This is a genomic window from Nocardioides sp. cx-173 (assembly GCF_021117365.1).
Taxonomy (GTDB): domain Bacteria; phylum Actinomycetota; class Actinomycetes; order Propionibacteriales; family Nocardioidaceae; genus Nocardioides.
Map to the genome: position 1 here is coordinate 2,667,288 of NZ_CP088262.1, position 23,602 is coordinate 2,690,889.

Annotated in this window: 25 protein-coding genes; 11 read left to right on the forward strand and 14 right to left on the reverse strand. The window is 70.5% G+C overall.

The annotated features are described in order from the left end of the window. Positions 1-171 precede the first annotated feature (171 nt). Positions 172-888, forward strand: coding sequence for an ANTAR domain-containing protein (locus LQ940_RS12905; RefSeq protein WP_231242520.1), 717 nt, complete (start codon positions 172-174; stop codon positions 886-888). A 231-nt stretch (positions 889-1,119) separates the two neighbouring features. Further along, entirely contained in the window at positions 1,120-1,851 is a 732-nt protein-coding gene (locus tag LQ940_RS12910) for a helix-turn-helix transcriptional regulator (protein WP_231242519.1), read from the forward strand. 119 nt (positions 1,852-1,970) lie between these two features. Here LQ940_RS12910 and LQ940_RS12915 read toward each other — a convergent pair whose 3' ends face one another. Then, positions 1,971-2,693, reverse strand: coding sequence for a GAF domain-containing protein (locus LQ940_RS12915; protein WP_231242518.1), 723 nt, complete (start codon positions 2,691-2,693; stop codon positions 1,971-1,973). Between the two features lie 161 nt (positions 2,694-2,854). Beyond that, on the reverse strand, positions 2,855-3,652 hold the full coding sequence (locus LQ940_RS12920) for an AfsR/SARP family transcriptional regulator (protein ID WP_231242517.1): 798 nt from the start codon (positions 3,650-3,652) through the stop codon (positions 2,855-2,857). 273 nt (positions 3,653-3,925) lie between these two features. Here LQ940_RS12920 and LQ940_RS12925 point away from each other — a divergent pair, with 273 nt between their 5' ends. The 3 genes from LQ940_RS12925 to LQ940_RS12935 are packed head-to-tail and all read left to right on the forward strand — an operon-like array spanning position 3,926 to position 6,345. Then, entirely contained in the window at positions 3,926-4,825 is a 900-nt protein-coding gene (locus LQ940_RS12925) for a manganese catalase family protein (protein WP_231242516.1), read from the forward strand. Between the two features lie 43 nt (positions 4,826-4,868). Next, positions 4,869-5,954 carry a putative manganese transporter gene (locus LQ940_RS12930; protein WP_231242515.1) on the forward strand — a complete coding sequence of 362 codons (1,086 nt, stop codon included), beginning with the start codon at positions 4,869-4,871 and terminating at the stop codon, positions 5,952-5,954. A gap of 28 nt (positions 5,955-5,982) precedes the next feature. Continuing rightward, positions 5,983-6,345, forward strand: coding sequence for a hypothetical protein (locus tag LQ940_RS12935; RefSeq protein ID WP_231242514.1), 363 nt, complete (start codon positions 5,983-5,985; stop codon positions 6,343-6,345). 329 nt (positions 6,346-6,674) lie between these two features. On the opposite strand, the gene LQ940_RS12940 is transcribed toward LQ940_RS12935, so the two are convergent. Next, on the reverse strand, positions 6,675-7,343 hold the full coding sequence (locus tag LQ940_RS12940) for a LuxR C-terminal-related transcriptional regulator (RefSeq protein WP_231242513.1): 669 nt from the start codon (positions 7,341-7,343) through the stop codon (positions 6,675-6,677). A 304-nt stretch (positions 7,344-7,647) separates the two neighbouring features. On the opposite strand from LQ940_RS12940, the gene LQ940_RS12945 reads away from it, so the two are divergent. After that, positions 7,648-8,367 (forward strand): hypothetical protein, encoded by a 720-nt coding sequence (locus tag LQ940_RS12945; protein WP_231242512.1) that lies wholly within the window; start codon positions 7,648-7,650, stop codon positions 8,365-8,367. Between the two features lie 29 nt (positions 8,368-8,396). Here LQ940_RS12945 and LQ940_RS12950 read toward each other — a convergent pair whose 3' ends face one another. Further along, complete coding sequence (locus tag LQ940_RS12950; RefSeq protein ID WP_231242511.1) at positions 8,397-8,666, reverse strand: metal-sensitive transcriptional regulator; 270 nt, start codon at positions 8,664-8,666, stop codon at positions 8,397-8,399. After that, entirely contained in the window at positions 8,666-8,788 is a 123-nt protein-coding gene (locus LQ940_RS21760; protein WP_269214605.1) for a hypothetical protein, read from the reverse strand. Before LQ940_RS21760 ends, LQ940_RS12950 begins: the two co-directional genes overlap by 1 nt. Before the next feature lie 136 nt (positions 8,789-8,924). Between LQ940_RS21760 and LQ940_RS12955 the strand changes: the two genes are divergently transcribed. The 4 genes from LQ940_RS12955 (at position 8,925) to LQ940_RS12970 (ending at position 11,550) form a co-directional block, all read left to right on the forward strand. Beyond that, positions 8,925-9,113 (forward strand): hypothetical protein, encoded by a 189-nt coding sequence (locus tag LQ940_RS12955; protein WP_231242510.1) that lies wholly within the window; start codon positions 8,925-8,927, stop codon positions 9,111-9,113. Continuing rightward, positions 9,110-10,492 carry an MBL fold metallo-hydrolase gene (locus tag LQ940_RS12960; RefSeq protein WP_231242509.1) on the forward strand — a complete coding sequence of 461 codons (1,383 nt, stop codon included), beginning with the start codon at positions 9,110-9,112 and terminating at the stop codon, positions 10,490-10,492. The genes LQ940_RS12955 and LQ940_RS12960 overlap by 4 nt, the downstream gene beginning before the upstream one ends. Continuing rightward, positions 10,489-11,310: a sulfite exporter TauE/SafE family protein gene (locus tag LQ940_RS12965; protein ID WP_231242508.1), complete on the forward strand. Its 822-nt coding sequence runs from the start codon at positions 10,489-10,491 to the stop codon at positions 11,308-11,310. Before LQ940_RS12960 ends, LQ940_RS12965 begins: the two co-directional genes overlap by 4 nt. Before the next feature lie 75 nt (positions 11,311-11,385). Then, positions 11,386-11,550 (forward strand): hypothetical protein, encoded by a 165-nt coding sequence (locus LQ940_RS12970; protein ID WP_231242507.1) that lies wholly within the window; start codon positions 11,386-11,388, stop codon positions 11,548-11,550. 33 nt (positions 11,551-11,583) lie between these two features. On the opposite strand, the gene LQ940_RS12975 is transcribed toward LQ940_RS12970, so the two are convergent. From LQ940_RS12975 to LQ940_RS13005, 7 genes are all read right to left on the reverse strand, one after another. Beyond that, complete coding sequence (locus LQ940_RS12975; protein WP_231242506.1) at positions 11,584-12,603, reverse strand: LacI family DNA-binding transcriptional regulator; 1,020 nt, start codon at positions 12,601-12,603, stop codon at positions 11,584-11,586. Between the two features lie 5 nt (positions 12,604-12,608). Continuing rightward, on the reverse strand, positions 12,609-14,048 hold the full coding sequence (locus LQ940_RS12980) for a glycoside hydrolase family 1 protein (protein WP_231242505.1): 1,440 nt from the start codon (positions 14,046-14,048) through the stop codon (positions 12,609-12,611). After that, the gene (locus LQ940_RS12985) at positions 14,045-14,875 is read right to left on the reverse strand and encodes a carbohydrate ABC transporter permease (protein WP_231242504.1); all 831 of its coding nucleotides are present in this window, start codon (positions 14,873-14,875) and stop codon (positions 14,045-14,047) included. Before LQ940_RS12985 ends, LQ940_RS12980 begins: the two co-directional genes overlap by 4 nt. Continuing rightward, entirely contained in the window at positions 14,872-15,858 is a 987-nt protein-coding gene (locus LQ940_RS12990; protein WP_231242503.1) for a carbohydrate ABC transporter permease, read from the reverse strand. Before LQ940_RS12990 ends, LQ940_RS12985 begins: the two co-directional genes overlap by 4 nt. Positions 15,859-15,951: 93 nt before the next feature. Then, complete coding sequence (locus LQ940_RS12995) at positions 15,952-17,235, reverse strand: ABC transporter substrate-binding protein (protein ID WP_231242502.1); 1,284 nt, start codon at positions 17,233-17,235, stop codon at positions 15,952-15,954. A gap of 249 nt (positions 17,236-17,484) precedes the next feature. Continuing rightward, entirely contained in the window at positions 17,485-18,450 is a 966-nt protein-coding gene (locus tag LQ940_RS13000) for a Gfo/Idh/MocA family oxidoreductase (protein ID WP_231242501.1), read from the reverse strand. An 84-nt stretch (positions 18,451-18,534) separates the two neighbouring features. Continuing rightward, positions 18,535-20,043 (reverse strand): aldehyde dehydrogenase family protein, encoded by a 1,509-nt coding sequence (locus tag LQ940_RS13005; protein ID WP_231242500.1) that lies wholly within the window; start codon positions 20,041-20,043, stop codon positions 18,535-18,537. A gap of 132 nt (positions 20,044-20,175) precedes the next feature. Between LQ940_RS13005 and LQ940_RS13010 the strand changes: the two genes are divergently transcribed. Continuing rightward, entirely contained in the window at positions 20,176-20,865 is a 690-nt protein-coding gene (locus LQ940_RS13010) for a DsbA family oxidoreductase (protein WP_231242499.1), read from the forward strand. A 21-nt stretch (positions 20,866-20,886) separates the two neighbouring features. Here LQ940_RS13010 and LQ940_RS13015 read toward each other — a convergent pair whose 3' ends face one another. Continuing rightward, the gene (locus tag LQ940_RS13015; protein ID WP_231242498.1) at positions 20,887-22,560 is read right to left on the reverse strand and encodes a long-chain-fatty-acid--CoA ligase; all 1,674 of its coding nucleotides are present in this window, start codon (positions 22,558-22,560) and stop codon (positions 20,887-20,889) included. 95 nt (positions 22,561-22,655) lie between these two features. After that, positions 22,656-23,558 (reverse strand): universal stress protein, encoded by a 903-nt coding sequence (locus tag LQ940_RS13020; RefSeq protein WP_231242497.1) that lies wholly within the window; start codon positions 23,556-23,558, stop codon positions 22,656-22,658. Positions 23,559-23,602: the final 44 nt, after the last annotated feature.

The following is a 23,602-nucleotide window of genomic DNA, read 5'->3' on the forward strand; positions in this document are numbered from 1 at the left end:
AGCGAGTGTTCTGCGCCGCGAGAGTCGGACCCCGGACGTGAGCAGAGGCGGCGACTGGAGCCGGGTGTACGGTCGACGAGTAGAGCATCGTTCTCGTCCCGGACCTCGTCGCGGCCGATGTGCGCGAATCGCCACCGCGACTCGACGGCACACCCAGACACGAGCGAGGCCATGCAGCCCATCCCTGAATCACTCGAGGCGATCAAGCAGCTCGACGCCTACGAGGACGACCAGCATCTGCTTGAGGACATCCTTGCCATCGCGGGGAAGGTCGGGGGCGTCGTGCCCGACTGCCTAGGACTGACCCTGGCCTTCGTCCACGAGGGGATTTCGTTGACCCTCGTAGCCTCGGACGCGCAGTTCGCCGTTCTGGACGCAATCCAGTACTTGGGCGGTGAGTTGGGCGGGGGTCCCTGCCTCGACGCCGTAGCCAGCGAACAAGTCCTGGACTGCACCGCCAGTGACCTCGACGAGAACGGTTGGCAACTGTTCTCCCAGGCCACTGCCGCTGCGGGAGTCAAGAGCACCCTGACCCTCCCGATCATCACAGAGGGGCGCGTTACCGGGAGCGTCAACCTGTACGCCGGGTCGGATCGGGCATTTGCCGGCCATCACGAGGTGCTCGCCGACATCCTGGGCGCATGGGCCGCCGCGGCAGTCACCAACGCCGACCTCGGATTCACCACTCGCGCCCACTCCCAACAGGCGCCGCGGGTGCTACGAGAGGCCGCCGTGATCGACAATGCCGTCGGCTTGCTGATGGCCGCCGACGGGCTCGAGCCCGAAGCCGCACGCCTACGCCTGGAGGGTGCCGCGCTCCGAGCCGGGGTCACGGTCCTACACGTCGCCGAAACGATGCTCGACGACAACAACGACTTCCACGACTAAGCGAGTTGCTCGACTGGCCTGCCACCCAGACAATCCTCGATGTCTGCGGCTCGGCAAGGACGACGGCCTTTACTTATGTGTCGGGCTCCCGTAGTTTCGACGTCATCGCTTCATGCAGAATCCACCCCGGTCCCGGTGGCGTCCATCGCCCTCGCGTTGACATCACCGTCGTCCGGGGCCGCGCACCGGGCCATGCTCGTGCGTTGCCCCGGTTCGCCACCGGAGGTTCTCATGTCCATCTCGGTCCTCGACCGCCCCGCCCATGCACCTGACGCGCTGCCTGCGCCTCCTGGCGAACCCCTTGGTCGCGCCGTGGCCCTCAGCCCGTACGAGCTCATCCAGGCGGGTCTCGAGTCCGTGCTGGACGGCGTCCCCGGCCTCCTTCTGGGCGCCGCGAAACCGGCGAGCCCAGGCGATGCTCTGAGGCCTCGAGGCCTGAGTCGCTGCGACTTCGCCTTCGTTGACTCAGCGTGTGTTGACACACCGCTGGCCGATCAACTGATGTGGGCCATCGGGCAGCCGGAACTCGTCGTGGTGATCCTGGCGCGCGAGCACGATCCCGCCCTCACCGACCGCGCCCTCGACCTCGGCGCAGACGGATGTCTCTCACTGACGGCGACCCGGACGGAGATCGGCCTCGCGGTCATGGCGCTGAGGCGCAGGCAACTCCACGCGGATGGTTCTGCATTCGACGTGGTTTACCGGTTGAACCCATACGCAGCGCCCGCGGACCGCGTCACTGACTCGCTCTCGCCTCGCGAGCTGCAGGTCCTGGCGTCCATCGCTCTGGGGCTGTCGAACCGAGAGATCGCGGATCGCATGTTCGTGTCGATCAATACCGTCAAGACCTACATTCGTACGGCATACGCCAAGCTCCGGGTCTACAGCCGCGCCCAGGCAACACTGTGGGGTGTCGAACACCGTGTGAGCGACCTCGAACGACGCGCACGCCTAGGCAGCTGATATCGACCGATCTCGTGTCAAGAGCAGTGTGAGGCGCCCGGTGTGATCACTCGCGGCGGGCGCCTCTGCTGGGTCGACGTGATCGGGTGCCGGTCGATGAGGACGAGCGCCTGGGGAGCTCAGCAATCACCACCCGGCCCCTGGGACCTGTGGATCTCGATGATGGTCCTCGCCAGCTGCAGCTCGGTGACCCCAGCGCGCAGCGCGGCGTTCTGCATCCGTCGACGGGCCGAGTCCAGATCGATGCCCTCGCGGCTGGCGACCATGCCGCTGGCGACGGTGAGGTCGAGCTCCTCACGCAGGAGGCCGGGGGCCGCCTCGGCCAGCTCCCGGGTCGTGAACGACATGTCCGCGTTGGTGACCGCACCCTCTGCCCAGGCGCCGAAGATCCCGGCCACCTCTTCGTGGTGCCCGTGGAAGGCGTCGGGCGTCGCGGCGTAGAGGTTGACGCTGCCGATGACCTGCTCCTCCTCGAGGATGGGCAGAGTCAGGGTGCTTGCCACCGACGCGGCCGCACTGGCCCCGGCGAACAGCTGCCATCCCTGTTCGTCCAGCACCTCTTCGCGCTCGAACCCCAGGATCTCTCGGTCCCTGACCGCCCGCAGGCACGGACCATCGGCCACGTACTGCACCGCGTCCAGCATCGCCAGCTCCTGCGCGGTCGCGACGACGGTGAACGTGACCTCGTCCTCGTTGGAGGCCAGGCTGAGACCAAGGCACTGCGGGACCACGTCCCGCACCTCATCGGCCTTCACGAGCAGCTCGACCAACAGGTCCTCGGTCTCGATCACGAAAGGACCGAACTGCTCGATGGCCTGAACTGTCTCCGGAATCGGCTCCACGTGGTCCCCTTACCCTCGTCGTCGTGATGGCCCCTGGGGGCCTTGGCCTTGGTCCGGAAACGTCCGTGGGTGGTCGACAGCGAGCCCGGCTCCAGCGCCCAGAGGGTGGCCTGGATCTCGTAGCCGTTGAGGATCGCGATTCAGGCGTGGGGAATGGGTGTTCACGCATCGCCTGATCGGATTGTGGTTGCGGTCAATGGCGATTGCGGGTGGTGGTTCCCACGAGTCGGAAGGTCCACAGGACGCCCCAGCAAAGGGGCCATCAGGCGGCGGATCGCGGGCGAGGGCGGGAGTCCGAGCTCGTCGGCAAGGAGGCGCCGGTACCCGTGGTATTGACGCAGCGCCTCCGCATGATTGCCCTCGGCGAGATGCACCTCGATCACGCTGCGGTGTGCGCTCTCCCGCAGCGGCTCGCCGCGGACGGCCCCGAGACCCGCGCAGAGAGCGTCGCTGAAGTGGCCCTGCGCCCGTAGGCCCCAGGCCGAGCGTTCCAGGGCGTGCAGACGCGTCTGGCGAAAGGTCTCCTGCTCGACCTGGATCCAGTCCTCGTGCCAGCCGGGCAAGAGATCCCGGGTGAGTGGAGTCAGATCGGCCAGCGCATCGGGCGTTGGCAGGTCTGATCCGCACAGGCGCCTTGCTCGCTCCTCGGCGTCCCAGAGGTCGACTCGCACGTCCTCGGACAGGCGCACTGTGGTGGTGGTGCACGTCACTAGGGTCCGGCCCCGGGGGCGCGGCAGGCGCCACAGGACCGACCGGAGACTGGCGGCCGCACGAGGCGGCGGCGTCTCGGGCCAGAGACGCTCGGCCAGCGTGGTGCGTTCTACGGGGCGACCACGCTGCACCACCGCGAGCTGAGCCAGAAGTCGCTGGGCGGGGACGGAGATCCGGAGCACCTCCTCCGCGAACGACACTTCGAAGGACTCGAGCAGCGCCAGGCGTACGAACGGATGCTCTGTCACCGCTGTCGCGCCTCCCGCCCGCCGTGCTCCCCCGAGTCCACGTTGTGACTGCAGGTGCCCGCCAGGCCCGCGAGCGCTCTCACCCCGTGGGGTGATTCGCAAGATCGGTGACGGCCTGGGGACGCGTCGCACACGAACGTCCCACGAGGGGTCGTACGTGGTAGCGCATGGGCGACACCACGACCCGGACACGGGCGCGGAGAGCGTTGTCGGCATCGGGAGCGACCGGCGCTCCCACTCCGGAAGACCACCCATGCTCCGCCACAGCATCGAGTGCAGAACGACGTCAAGCCCGAGCGCCCCGACGCTCTCTTCGCCGCCAAGATCCAGGAGCTGGTCGGTGGCCAGTTCGGCGAAATGACCGTGATGATGCAGTACCTCTGGCAGGGCTGGAACTGCCGTATCCCCGGCAAGTACAAGGACATGCTGCTCGACATCGGCACCGAGGAGATCGGCCACGTCGAGATGCTCGTGACCCTGATGGCTCGGTTGCTCGAGGGCGCGCCCTCGGAGACCCAGGCCGAGGCCGCCGCCGCCAACCCGGCCCTCGCCGCCGTACTCGGCGGTCAGAACGTCCAGCACGCGATCGTCACCGGCGGGGCGGCCATGCCGACCAACAGCCAAGGCGTCCCGTGGAACGGCGGCTACATCGTCGCCAGCGGCAACCTGCTGGCCGACTTCCGCAGCAACGTCGCCGCCGAGGCACAGAGCCGGCTCCAGACCGCGCGCGTCTACAACATGACCGATGACCACGGCGTCAAGGAGACGCGGAAGTTCAACCTCGGTCGCGACACCTTCCATCAGCAGCAGTGGTTGCTCGGCATCGAGCAGCTCATCGAGGACGGCTACACCGACGGTCTCGAGGACTCGCTCAAGGAGGAGGAGGACAAGGAGGCCGCCCGCACGTTCTACAGCTTCCACGACGGCAGCACCGCCCACGAGGGCCGCTGGGCGCAGGGCAACACGCTGATCGGAGATGAGGAGATCCGTTTCGAGCAAGGTCGGCCGCTCTCGGACGACATCAACGACGTCCCGGCGCCCGATCCGCTGCTGTTCGCTACGTACGACGGCCACAAGGGTCCCGGCAAGCCGGGCACCGCTGGGGGCGCCTACCTCCAGGGCGCAGAGAACCTGATCTCCAAGGCCAAGGACGCGCTGACTCCGGGCGACTGACCTGCCGGCAACATCCACCCCCGTCGGCTCGGAGGAATCCGCCATGACCGAAAGCCTGGTCGAGATCCTGTTGCGACCCCTCGCGGACGCGTTCATGCAGGTGGGGGTGCTCGTGGCGCTGCTCGTCGCCCCCTTCGGCTGGGCCCGGTTGCGATGGGGCCACCGCCTCGACGACGCGCTCGTGCGGCACCGCCAGCTCGGCCCCCTCGTGGCCGCGTTGCTGACGGTGCCGCCCGGGTGCGGCGGGGCCATCATCGTCATGGCGGTCTACGCCCGAGGCGCTGTGTCGTACGGCGCCGCGATCGCCGCACTGGTGGCCACGATGGGGGACGCCTCGTGGGTCCTGCTCGCCGCAGACCCGGTGTTGACCTTGCAGCTGAAAGTGCTTCTCATCGTCGTGGGCGCGCTGTCGGGCTACGTCGTCGACGCGCTGGGCATCGCGCCGCGACGACGCGCCGACCTGCTCCCTGCCGCCCGCCGGAGCCCGGCGCCCAGCCCTCCCGTGAGGGTCGCGGCGATGCGACTACCCGCACCCACCGGGCTGCACGACCTGGGGGTGCTGCCGGCGCTGTTGTGGCTCAGCCTCGGGACCGGCGCGACGATCAGCGTCCCGGTGACGTTCCAGCTGCTCCGGCCGGACACCCTCTACCTCGCCCTCGGCGTAGCCGGGACCGCCGTGGCCGCGGTCGTCTTCATCCGCGGGGGGTGCCAGCTCGCCGACGACGACGACGAGACCGCCCATCCGACGTCCATGACGCAGGTGCTCCGTCACGGCGGCCGCGAGATCGCTTTCGTGACCGTCTGGGTGGCCGCCGCCTACGTGGCCTGGTCGCTCGTCACCCATGTCACCGGCTTCGACGGCTCACAGCTGCCACTCTTCGGCGTCGTGGGCGTCGTCGTGGGCGCGCTTGTCGGTTTGATCCCCGGCTGCGCGGTTCAGATCGTGTTCGCCGGTCTCTTCCTCGCCGGGGGCATGCCACTGCCGACTCTGGTGGCCAACATGGTGAGCCAAGACGGCGACGCGCTGCTCCCTCTACTCGCGCTGGAGCACCGATCGGCGCTACTGGCGACCGTCCTCACGACCGTCCCGGCACTGCTCGTCGGCTCGGCCATGCTCATCCTCACCTGACACGACTCACTCACCATCGGAGGTCGCCATGAACACCATCGGCACGACCCGTCTTCACCTCATGCTCGCCGTGCTCGCCCTGCTGACCGGAACGTCGACCGGCCTGACAGTCGCAGCGATCGTGCTCCTCGTCCTGGGGCTGCGGACGATCACCCGCCAACGGCTGGCGCAAGGCCGGTCAGTCGCGGTGGGTCGAGGCGGGTTCGCGCCGGCGGAGCACCCCGTTCTGTTGCAGGTGGCCCGCCCCGCGCGCCAGCGTCTGGCTGATTGCCCGGCAGCCGTACGGCGCCGACCGGCGTGCCACGGGGCGGCGGCGTCCCACACGTCCCTGCTCCGATCGATCAAAGTCAGCGGAAGCGCAGCGAGGGCGTTGCCGGAGCACCTCGACTAGCCGCTCGACCGCGACGCGACGGTCAGCCGGACCAGGCAGCCGACGGCAAGACCTCCGCCCGGTACGGAGCCCGGACGGAGGTCCGCGCTGAGACCCGCCGGATCAAGTGAAGACCATCACCCGGGACGGCCAGAGCCACAGCCACCGAGCTCTGCGCGTGGCTCGACGTGATCAAGCGTAGCAAGAGGCGTGGTGAGGCCAGACTCCTCGATCCCGATTCGCCGCGGGCCCCAAGCCAAGGTCCCATTGGCGCTCGGCCGACACCGCACGCCGGGTCCTCGCTCTTGGCTGCTGGCGCGAAAGCTAGGTGCCAGGGCAGCGACGGAACGCTAGTGCGGCCGACGAAGGACCAAGGCCGGGTCGATGCTGCGCAGGGTGTCGGGCTGGAAGCCGTTGTTGAGCGCCCAGATGACTGCCTGAGACCGGGAGGCGACCCCGATCTTGCGGTACGCCGTGCGCACGTAGGTCTTGATGGAGTTGATGCTCAAGAACGCCCGGGCGGCGATCTCCTGGTTGCTCAGTCCTTGCGCGATCAGGGCGATGACCTCCGCCTCACGCGGAGACAACCCGATCGACCGCCCCGGCCAGTCGCCTTCCCCACCCACACTCGTCTCGTCATCCCCCGTCAGGATCACGACCTCACCGGCAACGACTCGCCTGAGCGCCGCGACAACCTGAGGGCCGGTGAGCACCTTCGACAAGTAGCCCCGGGCTCCACCAGCGACTGCCTGCTCGACCATCTGGGGCTGGACGTTCCAGCTGTACACCACGACTTTCGCGCTGCAGTCCCGGACAAAGTCCTGCAGGTCGATGCCTTGTCCTTGCACCTGACCGAACGTGTCGTACAGGACGACGTCGACGTCACTGAGCACAGGCTGCGAAGCCCCGGTCTCAACGACGTCGATGGCCTCGGCAGCGAGGAGTGACGCCACCCCGGCAACGACGACGGCGTAGTCATCAACGATGGCCAAGCGCAGAGGAGGGGGTGTCGAAGTCACCCTCCTGACAATAGCGGGCAACGCTCGTCCACCCGCATCGCGAGCCGACCCAGGTGCCCGAGGGGCCGGGCAGGGCCATCTCGGGCTGCCAAGCCGTCGGGTGGGCACACGAGGACGGCTTCGCACCCGTCGCCCAGCGAACGATGCCCTCCGGTCCTGCCGCTGAACAACGCTGACGTCGCGATGCAGGGGCTGGAACTCCTCCCCCAGGTGGGAGACCTAGGTGCGCGCTCCCAGCAGGTCGGCAGGGTGGGATGACGAGCCGAGCGGGTGCGGTCCCGCGCTGATCCGCGACACTCTGGGCATGAGGAAGCTGCTCCGCGGATGCGCGTTCGTGGCCCTGGGGGCCGCCGTCGTGCTCGCCTGCGTGTATCTCGTCCACGGCCTCCTAGGCCAGGCCGCGTTGTCGAAGGCCAGAGACCGGGCCAGCGCGGACATCGCCGAGAAGCTGCCCGCCGCCCGCGAGGTCGCCGCGCAGGACCGGGAGCGGGTCCGCTCCCGGCTCGGCACGTTGACCGCCGGCCGCCCGAACCAGCCGGCGCACTCGTGGACGGAGCTGGTGTGCGACATCAGCAGCGTGGACGCCGGCTGGGTGGTCCAGAGCTACTCCCAGGAGTGTCGCCTGCGCACCGTCGACGCCATCCCACTCGAGGGACCGGCCGACGACGGAGCGACCCCCGGAGGAGCCGAGAGCTCGGCGGACCGCGAATGCGTCTCCACGCCCCCCGGGCCGGGCGCGGTGGACGTGACCTCCCGCGTGTCCATCCACCGCGGACCGGCCACGGCGTATGACGCCGACGACCCGTACCGCGAAGGCTGCCCCGACGACATCTTCACGCCCGCGGACCGCGAGACGACCAGGCCCCTGGACGGCACTCGCCCGGCGGGGACCGAGGACGCCCGCTCGTGGCTGGTCCTCACGATCGAGACCCCCGTCTCGCACATCGACCTCGGCTGCGACCCATGGGTGCCGCTGCTGTGCGCCTCGCCCCTCGACGCTCCCGTCCTGGGCGACGGCGACTGAGCAGGACGGGCGGTCGCTCTCGGCGGGGCCTAGGCCAACGCCAGGAACAGCTTCTCCATCTTCTTGACGTCGACCCCCTCGAGGCCGCCGGCGTCGGCATCGGTCAGGCAGGTCTGCAGGCCCGTGGCGACGATGGCGTAGCCGGCGCGCGAGAGTGCCTTGTTGACCGCGGCCAGCTGGGTGAGGACGTCCTCGCAGGAGGAGCCGTCCTCCATCATCCGGATGACGCTGGCCAGGTGGCCGTTGGCGCGCTTCATGCGCGTGATGATCGGCTTGATGTCGGTGGGCTCGAGGTCCATCAGGCCTGCCCTCCCTGGCCGGCGATCTGCCCGGTGACCTGCGGGAGGACCGGCACGCACGCGGCGGTCATCTTTGTCTCGGTGCGGCGCTCGGCAGAGCCCGACTGCGTGTCGTGAGCCATCGCTCGTGTCCTTTCGACGTCGTCGGGCCGTCGGCCCCGGGACCGCCAACTGTATAACCCCCCAGGGGGATGCGCTACCGTGGATCTGGATCCCCCTGGGGGGATCGTCATGCAGTCACACCAAGGAAGTGCGCCCATGCGTGAGATCGACGTCGACCAGCTCGCCGCAGCCCTCCCCGGAGGGGCCCTGGTGATCGACGTGCGCGAGCCCGACGTCCTCCTCGCCCAGGGCGTCGACGCCGTCAACGTCACGGGTGGCACCAGCGCCTGGGTGCGCTCCGGGCGTCCCGTCGCCCGCGGCGCCGAGGCGGGAGCGGCGCGATGACCGCGCCGAGCGCCCTCACCGTGCTGCTCATCGAGACCCCGACCCTCGGGGACCGCAGCTACCTCGTCCACGACGGCGAGATCGCGTTCGTGGTCGACCCCCAGCGCGACATCGACCGCGTAATGGCGCTTCTCCAGGAGCACGGCGTCCGGGCCACCCACGTCCTCGAGACACATATCCACAACGACTACGTCACCGGGGGTCTCGCCCTGGCCGCGGCGACCGGGGCGGCGTACCTCGTCAACGCCGCCGACGATGTCGCCTTCGAACGCACCCCCGTGCACGACGGCCAGGAGATCCTCGTGGGCTCGCGCATGCGCCTCACCGCGCTGGCGACCCCCGGCCACACCTTCACCCACCTCTCCTACGCGCTGCGCGACACCGAGAGCGGCTCGGATCTCGGCGTCTTCTCCGGTGGCTCGCTGCTGTACGGCGCCACGGGTCGGCCCGACCTGCTGGGCGCCGACCACACCGACGCCCTCGTCCGCCACCAGCACGCCTCAGCGCACCGGCTGGCCGACCTGCTGCCCGACGAGGCCGAGGTCTTCCCCACCCACGGGTTCGGCTCGTTCTGCTCCGCCACCCAGACCGCCGCCGCCTCGTCGACGATCGGTCTCGAGCGGCGCCGCAACCCGGTCCTGACCCAGGACGCGGAGACCTACGTCCGCGAGCTGCTGGCCGGCCTCGGCCCCTGGCCGGCCTACTACGCCCACATGGCGCCGGCCAACGCCGACGGTCCGGCCGCGCCCGACCTGAGCCCTCCGGAGCGGGCCGACGCCGCCGAGCTGCGCCGCCGCATCGAGGCCGGCGAGTGGGTCGTCGACCTGCGCCACCGCACCGCCTTCGCCGCGGGCCACGCGCCCGGAACGCTCAACCTGGGGCTGGACGGCGGCTTCGCGACGTACGTCGGGTGGCTGATCCCGTGGGGCACCCCGATCACCCTGCTGGGCGAGAGCGTGGAGGACGTCGCCGAGGCGCAGCGCGAGCTGGTCCGCATCGGCATCGACCGACCCGCGGCCCACGCCACCGGCACTCCGCACGACTGGACCGAGGGTGGGCTGGCGAGCTTCGCGACCGCGACCTTCGGCGACCTCGCCCACGTCCGCCACCACCGAGAGGTGGTGATCCTGGACGTGCGCCGTCGCGACGAGCACCACGCGACCGCCATCGCCGGCGCCGTGAACATCCCGCTCCACGAGCTGTTGAGCCGGCTCGGCGAGGTGCCGGCCGGCGAGGTCTGGGTGCACTGCGCGGGCGGCTACCGCGCCTCGATCGCCGCCTCCATGCTGGATGGGCACGGTCGGACCGTGGTGGCCGTCGACGACGTCATGGACAACGCCGGGACGGCCGGCCTGCCGCTCATGGGCCCGTCGGCGTGACCCTCGCCCTGGCGATCGCCGCCGGCGCGCTCATCGGGCTCAGCCTCGGTGCGCTGGGAGGCGGCGGCTCGATCCTGGCCGTGCCGGTGCTGGTCTACGTGCTCGACCAGTCACCCGCCCAGGCGACGACCGGCTCCCTGGTCGTCGTCGGCGTGACGTCGCTGATCGGCGCCATCGCGGCTCGGCGGTCCGGCCACGTCCTGCTCGCCCGCGGCGTTGCCTTCGGCCTGGTCGCCGTCGGCGGCGCGGTCCTCGGCGCCAAGGCCTCGGCCCACGTCGCCGAGGAGGTCCTGCTCGTCGCCTTCGCCGGCCTGATGCTGCTCGTCGGCGCGCTGATGGCGTCGCGGCTGCGGCGCCCTCACGCCGACGGCCACGCGCACGTCCGGCGCCCTGCGCTCGACGACCCCATCATCACGTTCAGCCCGACGTTCGCCTGCGCGTGCCCGCGCGCCCTGAAGGTGCTCGTCACCGCGACGCTCGTCGGGCTCCTCACCGGCTTCCTCGGCGTGGGCGGCGGGTTCGTCGTCGTTCCCGCGCTGCTGGTCGCCCTCGCGCTGCCCCTTCAGTACGCCGCCGGCACCTCGCTCGTCGTCATCACGATCACCAGCGCGGCCGCCCTGGCGACCCGCGCCGGAGTCGGTGCGGCCCCCGACTGGGGCATGGTCGTGGTCCTGACGCTCGCCTCGGCGCTCACCGCGGTCGCCGGGGCTCGCCTTGCCGACCGCGTCGACACCCGCCGCCTCACCGCTGCATTCACCGGCCTGGTGCTCGCCGTCGCCGCCTACACCGCGGTCCGCGCCGTCCCAGCCCTCATGTGACGCCGCCCGAGGCGGCGCACCTCGACCGCACGACCCTTCCTGCACCACCTCACCACCACCTCAAGGAGCCCCACCATGTGCCGAGCAGTCACCTGCAAGAAGTGCGGCAAGACCACCTGGGCCGGCTGCGGCCAGCACGTCGACCAGGTCTTGGCCCGCGTCCCCCGCGCCGACCGGTGCGACGGCCACCCGCAGGAGCCCCGCACCGGCCTGTGGGCCCGGCTGTTCGGGAGGAGCTGACGAGCCCGGCCACGTGCGCCGAACGCCGAGGGCTCACACCGAGTCGCGGCGTACCAGCTCGGGCACGAAGACCACCCGGCGCGGGACGCCCTGGCCGCCCTCGTCGATGGCCTCGGTGAGCAACCGGACCGCCTCGGCGACCATCTGGGCGATCGGGTTGTGCAGCGTGGTCAGGGGTGGGCGGGTGCGCTCGGCGACGCCGAGGTCGTCGTAGCCCACGATCGCGACGTCCTCGGGGACGCGGATGCCGCGGCTGGCGAGCTCACGCACGGCGCCTTGGGCCATGAGATCGGAGGCGGCGAAGATGCCGTCGATGTCGGCCCCGGCGTCGAGCAGCGAGGCGCAGGCCTCGGCCCCGCTCTCCTCGGTGAAGTCGCCGTAGGCGACCAGGTCGCTCGGCACCCCGTGGGTCGCCAGCTCGCGACGCCAGCCCAGGAGTCGGTCATGGCCCGCGCGCATGTCGGGGGGCCCGGCGATGGTGGCGATCTTGCACCGTCCCGCCTCGAGCAGGACCCGCACCGCCTGGCCGGCGGCACCGGCGTTGTCGCTGTCGACGAACGAGACGCGCTCCGAGCCGATCCACGGACGCCCGATGAACACGCACGGCAGACCGATCTCGGAGAGGTGCTCGGCGAGACGGTCGTCGCGGTGGTGCGAGGCGACGATCGCGCCGTCGACGTAGCGACCGCGCAGGTAGAGCAGCAGGCGCTCCTCCTCGTCGCCCGGCTGGGCGAGCAGCAGCACCAGTTGGAGGTCGTGCTCGCGAAGGGAGCGGGCGACCAGGTGCAGCATCCTCGCGAAGAACGGGTCGGAGAAGATCCGCTCGTCGGACTCGGGGAGGATCACCGCCACGGATCCGGTGCGCTGGGTGACCAGCGACCGCGCGGCCCCGTTGGGCGTGTAGCCCAGCTCGCGCACCGCGTCGAAGACCGCCGTCTGCGCCTTGGCGCTGACCTTCGACCTGCCGTTGATCGCCCGCGACGCCGTGGCCTTGCTGACCCCTGCGAGCTCGGCCACCTCGCCCAGCGTGGACGCCCGCCCGTTGTGAGCCACCCGCGTCACGCTACTGGCAGACGGTTCTGGGCGGCGAGCCGGGAGAACCACAGCGCGCTGTCCTTGGGCGTGCGCACCTGGGTGTCGTAGTCGACGTGGACGAGACCGAAGCGGTGGGCGAAGCCGTAGCTCCACTCGAAGTTGTCCATGAGCGACCACACGAAGTAGCCGCGCACGTCCACCCCCCTGTCCATCGCGTCCAGCATCGCATGCAGGTGCTGCTCGATGAATCGCTGCCGCGACGTGTCGTGGACCGCGCCGTCCTCGACGACGTCACAGGCCATGACGCCGTTCTCGGTGATGTAGACCGGCGGCGCGTCGTAGACGTCCTTGAGCCGCACGAGCACTCGGGTGAAAGCGACGGGGTCGATCTCCCAGTCCCGCTCGGTGGTCGGCCTGCCCGTGCGCGGGAACACCATGCCGCCTCCGGGGTACGGCGACTGGCGCGGGCGCGAGGAGTGCTCGATGCGGCTGCCCAGCAGCTCACCGGGCTGCGCGTCGTAGGGCAGCGCGGCGGGGACGTCGCCGTGGTAGAAGTTCACGCCCAGGAAGTCCAACGGCCGGCTGATCAGCTCCAGGTCGCCGTCGAGGACGAAGTCCTGCCAGGGCTTGGCGTCGAAGAGCATGCCGTCGGTGTCGCGGCCCAGGTCGTCGGGGTACTTCCCGTGGAACAGCGGATCGAGGAAGAGGCGGTTGTGGAAGCCGTCGAGGCGGCGAGCCGCCTCGACATCCTCCTCGCGCGAGGGGTCGAACGGGTCCGCCACGGTGGGGTTGAGGGTGATGCCCACGGTCTTGCCCCGGTCGGCCGTGCCGCCCTGCCCTCGGAACGCGTCGACGAACAGTCCGTGGCCCAGGAGCAGGTGGTGCGCCGCAACGACGCCGGCGACGCCCTCCTGCCGTCCCGGCGCGTGACCGCCGCCGGTGTAGCCCATGAACGCCGAGCACCAGGGCTCGTTGAGGGTCGTCCAGCTGTCGATGCGGTCGCCGAGCGCGTCGTGGACAGCCATCGCGTAGTCGAGGAACCGGTAGGCCGTGTCCCGGTCGGTCCAGCCGCCGCGGTCCTCCAGCGCCTGCGGCAGGTCCCAGTGGTAGAGCGTCGGAAAAGGCGTGATCCCGGCGTCGAGCAGCTCGTCGGTGAGCCTGCAGTAGAAGTCCAGACCGGCCGGGTTGAGGGCACCGCCGTCGGGACACACACGCGGCCACGCCACGGAGAAGCGGTACGACGCGAGCCCCAGGCGCTTCATTAGGGCGACGTCCTGTGGCATCCGCTCGTAGTGCTCGCACGCGACGTCCGCGGTGTCGCCGTGCAGGATCGCGCCGGGCACCGTGACGAAGGCGTCCCAGATCGACGGCGTGCGCCCATCGGCGTGGACCGCCCCCTCGATCTGGTACGCCGCGGCCGCGGCGCCCCACAGGAAGCCCGGGGGGAACTCTCGGATCGTCATCCCTTGACGGCTCCTTGCATGATGCCCGCCACGAGCTGGCGGCCGGTGGCGATGAACAGCAGCAGCAGCGGGATCGTGGCCAGCAGCGTGCCCGCCTGGAGCAGCGCGATGTCCGAGATCCCCCCGGCGGGCGCGATCTTGAGCTGGTCGAGCGCCGTCTGCAGGGTCTGGACGTCGGAGCCCTGCAAGATCAGCAGCGGCCACATGAAGTCGGTCCAGGTGTGCATGAAGGTGAACAGTGCGAGGATCGCCATCGCCGGGCGCGCGGCCGGCACGGCGACGGTCCAGAACGTGCGGATCTGCGAGCAGCCGTCGACCCGGGCCGCCTCGATCAGCTCGTCCGGGATCGCGTCGACGAGGTACTGGCGCATGAAGAAGACGCCGAACGCCGTGACCAGCCACGGCAGCACCACCGCGGTGCGGGTGCCGGCCAGGCCCAGGTTGCTGAACTCCTTGAGCAGCGGCATCAACGCCAGCTGGGTCGGCACCGCCATCGTGGCGATGACGAAGCCCATGCCGACGGTGCTCCCGCGGAACCTGAGCTTGGCGAACGAGTAGCCGGCCAGGGTGGAGAAGAACACCACCGAGACGGCCGAGACGCCGGAGATGATCACGGAGTTGGCGAGCGCGGACCAGAAGTCAATCTGGTCGAAGACCCGGCGGGCGTTGTCGAGGAAGTGGCCACCCGGGAAGAGCGGCGGCGGACTGTGGATCGCCCGCTCCTTGGTCACCGAGCCGATGACGAAGGACCAGTAGAGCGGGAAGGCCGAGCCCAGCACGAAGGCGGCGAGCAGGCCGTAGACGAGTGCTCCTGGACGGCGGTTCATCGCTCCGACCTCCTCTGGACCAGCCGGGTGACGCCGAAGTTGAGCAGGGCGATCACGACGATGATCAGCACGATGATCCAGGTGGCGGCGGCCGCACGTGGATAGGGATCGGTGGCGCTGTTGGCGGTGTTGAAGACGTACATCGTCAGTGTCTGGTACTGGTAGTCCGCACCCCCTTGGAACTGCAGGTTGGTGTCGAACAGCCGCGGCTCGGTGAAGATCTGCAGGCCCCCGATGGTCGAGGTGATGATGACGAAGACCATGGTCGGGCTGATCGAGGGCAGCGTGACGTGGAAGAACTGCCGCACCCGGCTGGCACCGTCGATCGACGCCGCCTCGTAGAGCTGGCGGGGCACCGCCTGCAGGGCGGCGAGGATGATCAGGGTGTTGTAGCCGGTCCAGCGGTAGTTGACCATCGACGCGATGGCCGTCCAGCTGGCGAACCGGTCGGTGTGCCAGCCGACCTTCGGCAGGCCCAGCCCCTGGATGATCTCGTTCACCAGGCCGGTCTTGTCGGCGAAGAGGCTGCCGAAGATCAGTGCTGTCGCGGCCGGCGCGACGACGAAGGGCAGCAGCACGCTCATCCGCCACCAGGTGCGACCGCGCAGGTGGGTGTCCAGCATCGCCGCGATCACCGTCGCGATGACGACCTGCGGACCCGAGGAGAGCACGAAGATGCCGATGGTGTTCCAGAAAGCCTTGTGGAACACCGGGTCCTGCAGCACGTGGACGTAGTTGGCCCACCCGACACCCTCGCCGTGGGTCGGGCCGAAGCGCGGCCAGGAGAAGAACGAGAGGTAGCCCGAGTAGACCATCGGGTAGACCCCGATGAGCAGGAACACCAGGAAGAACGGCACCACGTAGAGGTACGGCGAGAAGTGGAAGTCCCATCGCGAGAGCCGCTGGCGCCGCGTCAGCCTCGGGGGCGGCGTGCCCGTCTGCTTGCCGGCGTCACCGGTCCTGGTGGCCTCGATGGTCGTCATGTCGCTCTTCCTCTCGTCGATCGGGCCCGCCCCACGCCGGGGAGGTCGCACGGACCTCCCCGGCGGAGCCGGGATGCCGACCACGGACAGCGGTCAGGAGAGGCTCTCGACGGCCTGGACGAACGTCTGCCAGGAGTCGTCGGGTGAGCCGCCCTCGTCGACGCGCTGGATGGCGGTCTGGAAGAGCCCGAGGATGTCGGAGTACTTGTCGCCCTTGTACGGCCGACCCGGCGTCACCGCGGCGGCACGAGTCGCGAGGATCTCCGCCGTGGGCGCGTCGTTGAAGTAGGGGTCGGTGACCTTCTGGGCGGCCAGCTCCTCCTGCGCCTCGACGTTGGCCGGGTAGTTGCCGGCCGCCTCGAAGGCGGCGAGCTCCTGGTCCTTGTCGGTCAGCCAGGCGGCGAGCTGCTTGGCCTCCTCCTGGTGCTCGGACTGCATGGGCACGGCGAGGTAGGAGCCGCCCCAGTTGCCCCCGCCGCCCGGGAAGGCGTCGACGATGTCCCAGCCCTTGACGTCCGGGGCCGACGACTTGATGTTGGAGAACATCCAGCCGGGGCACGGCATGGTCGCGAAGCCGTTGTTGGTGAAGCCGGCGGTCCAGTCCTCGCCCCACTGCACGACGCGGGGCGACAGGGTCGGGGTGTACCTGGTGACGGTGTCCCAGACCAGCTTCACCTCGTCGTTCTCCAGGTTGACCTCGTTGTCCTCGGTCTGGAAGGGGAACTCGGCCTGGTTGAGCATGGCCTGGGCGATCGAGCCGCTGGAGTCGTACCACTTGGTCTTCGGCATCTTCTTCACGAAGTCCTCGCCGGCGGCGAAGTAGCTGTCCCAGCTCTCGAAGATCGCCTTGACCTCCTCGCGGTCGGTGGGCAGTCCAGCCTCGGCGAAGAGGTCGGCGCGGTAGCAGAACGCCTCCGGGCCGGCATCGGTCGGGTAGCCGATCTGCTTGCCGTCCGCGGTCTGCCCGGCCTGGTAGGCGTACTCGACCCAGCGGTCCTCGATCGAGGAGTCCGACAGGTCGGCGAACTGGTCGGAGGCCCCGTCGGCGAGGAACTGCGGCATCGAGTCACCCTCGACCGCGATGACGTCGGTCAGCCCGTGACCGGCCTGCAGGTCCTGGGTGAGCGTCTTCTTCCACGGGTCCCAGTCGGCGATCTTTGTCGCCTTGACGGTGAACGGGCGCTCGGGGTCGGCGTTCCACTCCTCGATCAGCTTGTCGTAGCCGAAGTCGCTGAACGTGGTGATGGTCAGGACGTCGTCCTTTCCGAGCTTGCTCTGGCTGGCATCGGAGTCGCCGCCGCAGGCGGCGGTCAATCCGGCGACGAGGACTGCGGCGCCGGCGAGCGCCACCCCTCGTCGGATGGTGGGCTGGCGCATCGCTGAACGCTCCTGACGGTCGTACGCAGATAGTGGAAACGGTTCCACTCCGGTTGCCACGAAACTATGAGGGACGTCACATCCGACTGTCAATAGCCCCACCGGGACGGGAGAGTCCCGCGGGTGAGATCGGTGAAATCGTTTCCACCGAACAGCCGGTCCCCGCGCGCGCACCGACACCACGAGAGCGCGCCGGATCGGGGCATCGGCGATCGCGCTGCGAGGGGGGTCGTGGTGGGTGGTGCCGGATCAGCCCGCAGCCTGGAGGCTCTTCTCCAGCTCGGCGAGAGTGCGGTAGCAGGCCATGACCTGACGGATCGAGGCGTTGGGCTCGCGCCCCTCTCGGATCGCGGCCACGAACTCGCGGTCCTGCAGCTCGATCCCGTCCATCGACACATCGACGCCGCTGACGTCGATCGGCTCCTCCCAGCCGTCCATCAGGTCGTCATAGCGAGCGAGGTAGGTGCCGGTGTCGCCGATGTAGCGGAAGGTGGCCCCGAACGGCCCGTCGTTGTTGAAGGACAGCGACAGGGTGCAGATCGCGCCGTTCTCGGCGCGGAGCTGGATCGACATGTCCATGGCGATCCCGAGCTCGCGATGGAGGGGGCCCTGCACGGCGTTCGCCTGCACCACGGGAGACCCCGTCTGGTAGGCGAACAGATCCACCGTGTGCGCGGCGTGGTGCCACAACAGGTGGTCGGTCCACGAGCGCGGCTGCCCCAATGCGTTGAGGTTCTCGCGTCGCAGGAAGTAGGTCTGGACGTCCAGCTGCTGGATGCAGAGCTCGCCGGCGGCCACCCGCTGATGCACCCACTGATGACTCGGGTTGAACCGCCGCGTGTGCCCGACCATCGCCACCAGGCCGGTGCGCTCCTGCTCGACCAGGCACGCCTGCGCGTCTGCCAGCGAGTCGGCGAGCGGGATCTCGACCTGCACGTGCTTGCCGGCGCGCAAGCAGGCCAGGGTCTGCTCGGCGTGCAACGGGGTCGGCGTGGCGAGGACGACCGCGTCCACGTCACGGTCGGCCAGCACCTCGTCGAGCGTGGCAACCCCGCGCCCGACGCCCTGCTCGGCGGCGAACCGCCGGGCGGCCTCGAGGTCGGAGCTCACGACGGCGACGACCTCCACCCCCTCGATCCGCTTGAGCGCCGCGGCGTGCTTGGCGCCGAACGCGCCGCCGCCGGCGAGGGCGATCCGCAGGGTCTGGTCGGTCATGCCACTCCTTCGCGTCGAGGTCCGCGTCGCACGGCAGCGTAGTGCCGGGGCGGTCGCATGACGGACCAGGTCCGCTCCCCTGGCTCAGTCGTCCCCGATCGACCACGTCACCGTGTGCGCCTCGGTGAACTCGAGCAGACCCTCCACCCCCAGCTCGCGGCCGATGCCGCTGCGCCGGAAGCCGCCGAACGGCGCCCGGTCGTCCTGGGCGACGGCGTTGTGGTTGTTGACCCAGGTCGTCCCGGTCCGCAGCCGGCGCGCGAGGTGGGCGGCGCGGTCGCGGTCGGCGGTCCACACCGACGAGCAGAGGCCGGCCCACTCGTCGTTGAGCCGGTCGACCACCTGCTCCGCGTCGTCGAACGGCAGGACCGGCAGGGCCGGCCCGAACTGCTCCTCGGTGACGATGCGTGCCTCCGGCCGCGGGTCCAGCACGAGCCGGGCCGGGAGGAAGAACCCGCCCTGCTCCACCGCGAGGGCGTCGATCGTGCCGAGGTCGCGCACCTCGGTCCCGGAGCCGCGCGCCTCGCCGACCATCTCCTCGACGATGTCTCGTTGCTTGGCGTTGTTGAGCGGCCCCATGGTGACGCCCTCCTCGAGGCCGTGCCCGATGCGGTAGTGCGCGAGGAGGTCGCTCATGCCGGTGACGACCTCGTCGTAGCGGCTGCGGTGCACGTAGAGCCGCTTCATGCCCATGCAGACCTGACCGGTCGTGAGGAAGGCCGCCGCCACCAGCCGGCGCAGGGCGGCGTCGTCGAGCTCGGCGTCCTCGAGGACCAGGGCCGGGTCGTTGCCGCCGAGCTCGAGGGTCACGCGGGTCATGTTCCGGGCGGCCGTCTGCATCATGAACTGCCCGGCCGGAGTGCTGCCGGTGAAGACGATGCGGGTGATGCGCGGGTCCTCGATGACCGGGGCCACCGCCTCGTTGTCACCGGTCACGACGTTCACCACGCCGGGCGGCAGAGCTCGAGCGAGGATCTCGAGCGTGGCGACCACCGCCAGCGGGCACGTCGGCGGCGGCTTGACCACCACCGGGCAGCCGGCGACCAGGGCGTAGGGCAGGCTCGCGGCAAGGATCGCGACCGGCCAGTTGTACGGGACGATGATCGTCACCGGACCTATCGGGAGCGACATCACCTCCGAGCGGAACGGCGGCAGCACCAGGTCCTCGCGTCCGGCGTGGCCCTCCGCCGGCTCGGGGCGACCGAGGTGCCGCACCCCGCCCAGCTCACCGGCGAGCGAGGCGGCCAGGCGGCACCGGGTCTCGAAGACCTGCAGCTCGACGCGGGCCTCGGCCAGCACCTTGCCGTTCTCGCGCACCAACAGCCGAGCCCGCTCCTCGCGCCCGTCGGCCAGACCCTCCAGGGCACGCACGAGCCGGTCGGCGCGCTCGGTCGGCTCCAGGGCGCTCCACTCCGGCCAGGCGTCGACGGCGGCCTGCACCGCCCGCTCGGCGTCCCCGCGCGTGGCTGCTGCGGCGTACCCCGCGGCCTGGTCCGGTGCGGCCGGGTCCAGCACCCGGCTCCTCCCACCGGTCGAGACGCTCTCGCCTGCGATCACCAGGCCGAGCGAGGGGGTGTCTGCGGTGGTCGTCATCGAGGGGCTCCTTGCGGCGGGTCCGAGGGGCCGTGCTGGTACCCCGCCGGTGCTCACCTACACGGCCGCGCACCGGCGCTGGCTCGACGGCGGGACCGGCGCATGTCCCGGCGATCGGGGTACCGGCGCCGCATGGCCGGGCCGAACGTCAGACCGGGGCAGATCGTGGTCTTCACCGACGTGATGTGCGGCTGGGCCACGATCGCCCTCCACTTCCTCTACCGCGCCCGGGAGCGCGCCGGGCTCGAGGACCGGGTCTCGGTCGACCATCGGCTCTTCCTCCTCGAGGACGTCAACGAGATGGCGCTGAACACGCGGACCATCGAGGGCGAGAAGCCGGTCGTCGGGCAGCTGGCCGAGGAGCTGGAGTTCAAGCCGTGGCAGCGCGACCCCTCCGAGTACCCCGTGACCAGCGCCCTGGCGAACGAGGCGGTGCACGCCGCGAAGGAGCAGTCGGCCCGGGCCGCCGAGCAGCTGGACATGGCGCTGCGTCTGGGCTTCTGGCGTGACAGCAGGTGCCTGAGCATGCGCCACGAGATCCTGGACATCGCCGCCGGCTGCCCGGACGTCGACCCGGACGTGCTGGCGGTCGCCCTGGACGACGGGCGCGCCCGTGGTCAGTTGATGCTCACCTACTTCGAGCACCGCGACGCCGTTCAGGGCAGCCCGCACTTCTTCCTCGCCGACGGCTACGACGTGCACAACCCAGGGGTGCAGATGCACCAGGCCGGGGAGGCCGGGCGGGGCTTCCTAGTGCTGGACTCCCACGACCCGTCGGTCTACGACGACCTGGTACGGCGCGCGGCCGCGACGGCGCCCTGAGGGCCGGTCAGCCGAGCGCCGTCAGCTGAGCAGACGCGCCACCTCGCGGCGCAGCACCTTGCCCATCGGGTTGGTCGGGAGCTCGTCGACGAAGACCACCCGCCGCGGCACCTTGTACGGCGTGAGGTCGCCGCGCGAGTGCGTGCGCAGCTCCTCCGGCAGCACCGGGACCCCCTCGACGAGGACCACCGCGGCCACGACCTCCTCGCCGCCGTCCTCGTGCGGGAGCCCCACCACGGCGACGTCGAGGACGCCGCCATGGGTGCGGATGACGGCCTCCACCTCCGAGGGGTAGACGTTGAACCCGCCGGTGATGATGATCTCCTTCACCCGGTCGACGATGGTCAGGAAGCCGTCGGGCGCCATGGTGACGATGTCCCCGGTGCGGAACCAGCCGTCGTGGAAGGCGGCCTCGGTCTCCTCCGGGGCGTTGCGGTAGCCCGAGAACACCTGCGGGCCGCGGACCAGCAGCTCGCCGCGCTCCCCCTGTGCCACGTCGCGGTCCAGGTCCTCGGCGTCGGCGATGCGGATCTCCACGTCGGGGAACGGCACGCCGATCGAGCCGGGCCGCCGTGCCTCCGTCATCGGGTTCCCCACGATCACCGGTGAGGTCTCGGTCAGTCCGTAGCCCTCGACGAGCAGGCCGCCGGTGGCGCTCTCCCAGCGCTCCACCAGCGAGCCCGGCAGTGGCATCGCCCCCGAGAGTCCGTAGCGGATGCCCCGGATCGAGACGCCCCGGCGCTCGGCCTCGTCGACGATCCGGTGGTACAGCGGCGGCACGGCGGGCACGAAGCTCGGCACCTGTCGCTTGATCGCGTCCATGATCAGCCCGACGTCGGGCTTGGGCAGCAGCACCAGCTTGGCCGCCAGTGCGACGCCCAGCAGCACGCTGACCGTCACGCCGTAGGCGTGGAAGAGCGGCAGGGCGACCAGGAACGACTCCTCGCCCTCCTTCAGCCCCGAGACCCAGACCCGGCCCTGGAGCACGTTGGCGACCAGGTTGCGATGGCGCAGCGGCACGCCCTTGGGGACCCCCGTGGTGCCGGAGGTGTAGAGCAGCAGCGCGACGTCGTCCTTGCCGGGGCGCGGGTGCGCGGCGTCCAGCGGAGGGGCCGAGGCCAGCTCGGTCCACGGCGTCGCGCCGGGCGCCGGCGAGGTGAGCTGGTCTCGCGACTCCCGCGCCTTCGCGATGGGCAGGCGCAGGGCCAGCCGCTTGGCCCACGGCAGCCGGGTGGTGAGGTCGACGGCGACGACGTGCTCCAGGGCGGAGCCGGCGCGCAGCTCCTCGACCACCGGCACGACCTTGTCCCACACGATCGCCACGCGGGCGCCGTGGTCGGCGAACGGCACGCGCAGCTCGGCGGCGGTGTAGAGCGGGTTGTGCTCCACCACGGTGGCGCCCAGCCGCAGCACCGCGAAGAACGCGATCACGTTCTGCGGGCAGTTGGGCATCACCAGGGCGACGTTGTCGCCAGCGCGCACCCCGAGCCGGTGCAGGCCGCCGGCGACCCGACGTACCTCGTCGTCGACCTCGGCGTAGGTCGAGCTGCGCCCCAGGAAGTCGAGGGCCGGACGGTCGGCGTAGGCCTGCACCGAGCGCTCCCACAGGTCCCACACGGTGGTGTCGCCGTACTCGAGGTGCAACGGCACACCGGGTCCGTAGGCGTCGGCCCACACGGGCTCCTGAGCTGGCACGGCTTCCCTCGTCTTCCCCGCCCCGGACGTCGTGAGCGGGGCGACCTCTTAACCTAATCGGCCCTCGGGCCGGTCACGCACGCACCCCGCTGCGGTCAGGCCGGGGCCGCCTCCAGCGTGCTGGTGGTCTCGACGAGCACCACCGGGCACACCGTCGTACGGAGCATCGCACGGGCCACCGCACCGACGTGCGAGCCGACCGGCAGCGCCCAGTGACGGCGACCGACGACGACGAGGTCGGACTCGACCGCCCCCTCGACCAGGCCGACGGCCGGCGGTGCGTGGACGACGACGATCTCCACGTCGACGTCGGGGAACTCGCGCTGCAGCGGCTCGAGGTGCGGCGCGATCTCGGAGCGGAAGTGCCGGTCGAAGTCGCGGCGCATCTCGTCGTCCACGACCACGACGTCGTACCCGCTGGCGAGCCACCACGCGTGCAGGACGCGCAGCCGCGCGCCCCGGCCCTGGGCGAGGTCGAACGCCGTGCGGAGCACCGCGTCGGCGCGCTCGGGGCTGCTGACGCCCACCGTCACCCGGCCGTGGGGCGGCTCGGCCGGCTGCCAGCCCTGCGGCACCGACGCGACCGGCGGGTGCGCGCGGGCGGCCACGCCGAGGGTGGTCGAGGTGGTGGTGAAGCGTTGCAGGCCCTCGAGGTGGCGGTGCTGCAGCACGACGAGGCGGGCCTCGCGCGAGCGGACGGCGAGGTCGGAGACCGCGCTGCCGCTGCGCTCGACCAGCTCGGTCGTGACCGCGACGCGTCCGGCGACCAGCTCGGTCGCCACCTTCTCGGCGTGCTCCAGCAGCGTGACGGCGTACTGCCTGGCGCTCGTGTAGGCGATCGAGTAGGTCTCGGGCAGCATCACCCCGGGCAGGTACAGGACGTGGACGAGATGCAGGTCGGACCCGGTGCGGAGGGCCTCGTCGACTGCGAAGGTCATCATCGCCTCGACATCCTCGCTGGCGACGGCGACGATGATGCGGTTGCCGGACATGTTCATCGGTGGTGCCTCCCTGTCGGTGTCACCTCCACTCAACTCCTGGT

Coding starts and splice junctions, on each gene's coding strand:
- LQ940_RS12905 (WP_231242520.1), top strand. CDS start 172: ATGCAGCCCATCCCTGAATCACTCGAGGCGATCAAGCAGCTCGACGCC.
- LQ940_RS12910 (WP_231242519.1), top strand. CDS start 1,120: ATGTCCATCTCGGTCCTCGACCGCCCCGCCCATGCACCTGACGCGCTG.
- LQ940_RS12930 (WP_231242515.1), top strand. CDS start 4,869: ATGACCGAAAGCCTGGTCGAGATCCTGTTGCGACCCCTCGCGGACGCG.
- LQ940_RS12935 (WP_231242514.1), top strand. CDS start 5,983: ATGAACACCATCGGCACGACCCGTCTTCACCTCATGCTCGCCGTGCTC.
- LQ940_RS12945 (WP_231242512.1), top strand. CDS start 7,648: ATGAGGAAGCTGCTCCGCGGATGCGCGTTCGTGGCCCTGGGGGCCGCC.
- LQ940_RS12950 (WP_231242511.1), bottom strand. CDS start 8,666: ATGGACCTCGAGCCCACCGACATCAAGCCGATCATCACGCGCATGAAG.
- LQ940_RS21760 (WP_269214605.1), bottom strand. CDS start 8,788: ATGGCTCACGACACGCAGTCGGGCTCTGCCGAGCGCCGCACCGAGACA.
- LQ940_RS12955 (WP_231242510.1), top strand. CDS start 8,925: ATGCGTGAGATCGACGTCGACCAGCTCGCCGCAGCCCTCCCCGGAGGG.
- LQ940_RS12960 (WP_231242509.1), top strand. CDS start 9,110: ATGACCGCGCCGAGCGCCCTCACCGTGCTGCTCATCGAGACCCCGACC.
- LQ940_RS12970 (WP_231242507.1), top strand. CDS start 11,386: ATGTGCCGAGCAGTCACCTGCAAGAAGTGCGGCAAGACCACCTGGGCC.
- LQ940_RS12980 (WP_231242505.1), bottom strand. CDS start 14,048: ATGACGATCCGAGAGTTCCCCCCGGGCTTCCTGTGGGGCGCCGCGGCC.
- LQ940_RS12985 (WP_231242504.1), bottom strand. CDS start 14,875: ATGAACCGCCGTCCAGGAGCACTCGTCTACGGCCTGCTCGCCGCCTTC.
- LQ940_RS12990 (WP_231242503.1), bottom strand. CDS start 15,858: ATGACGACCATCGAGGCCACCAGGACCGGTGACGCCGGCAAGCAGACG.
- LQ940_RS12995 (WP_231242502.1), bottom strand. CDS start 17,235: ATGCGCCAGCCCACCATCCGACGAGGGGTGGCGCTCGCCGGCGCCGCA.
- LQ940_RS13000 (WP_231242501.1), bottom strand. CDS start 18,450: ATGACCGACCAGACCCTGCGGATCGCCCTCGCCGGCGGCGGCGCGTTC.
- LQ940_RS13005 (WP_231242500.1), bottom strand. CDS start 20,043: ATGACGACCACCGCAGACACCCCCTCGCTCGGCCTGGTGATCGCAGGC.
- LQ940_RS13010 (WP_231242499.1), top strand. CDS start 20,176: ATGGCCGGGCCGAACGTCAGACCGGGGCAGATCGTGGTCTTCACCGAC.
- LQ940_RS13020 (WP_231242497.1), bottom strand. CDS start 23,558: ATGAACATGTCCGGCAACCGCATCATCGTCGCCGTCGCCAGCGAGGAT.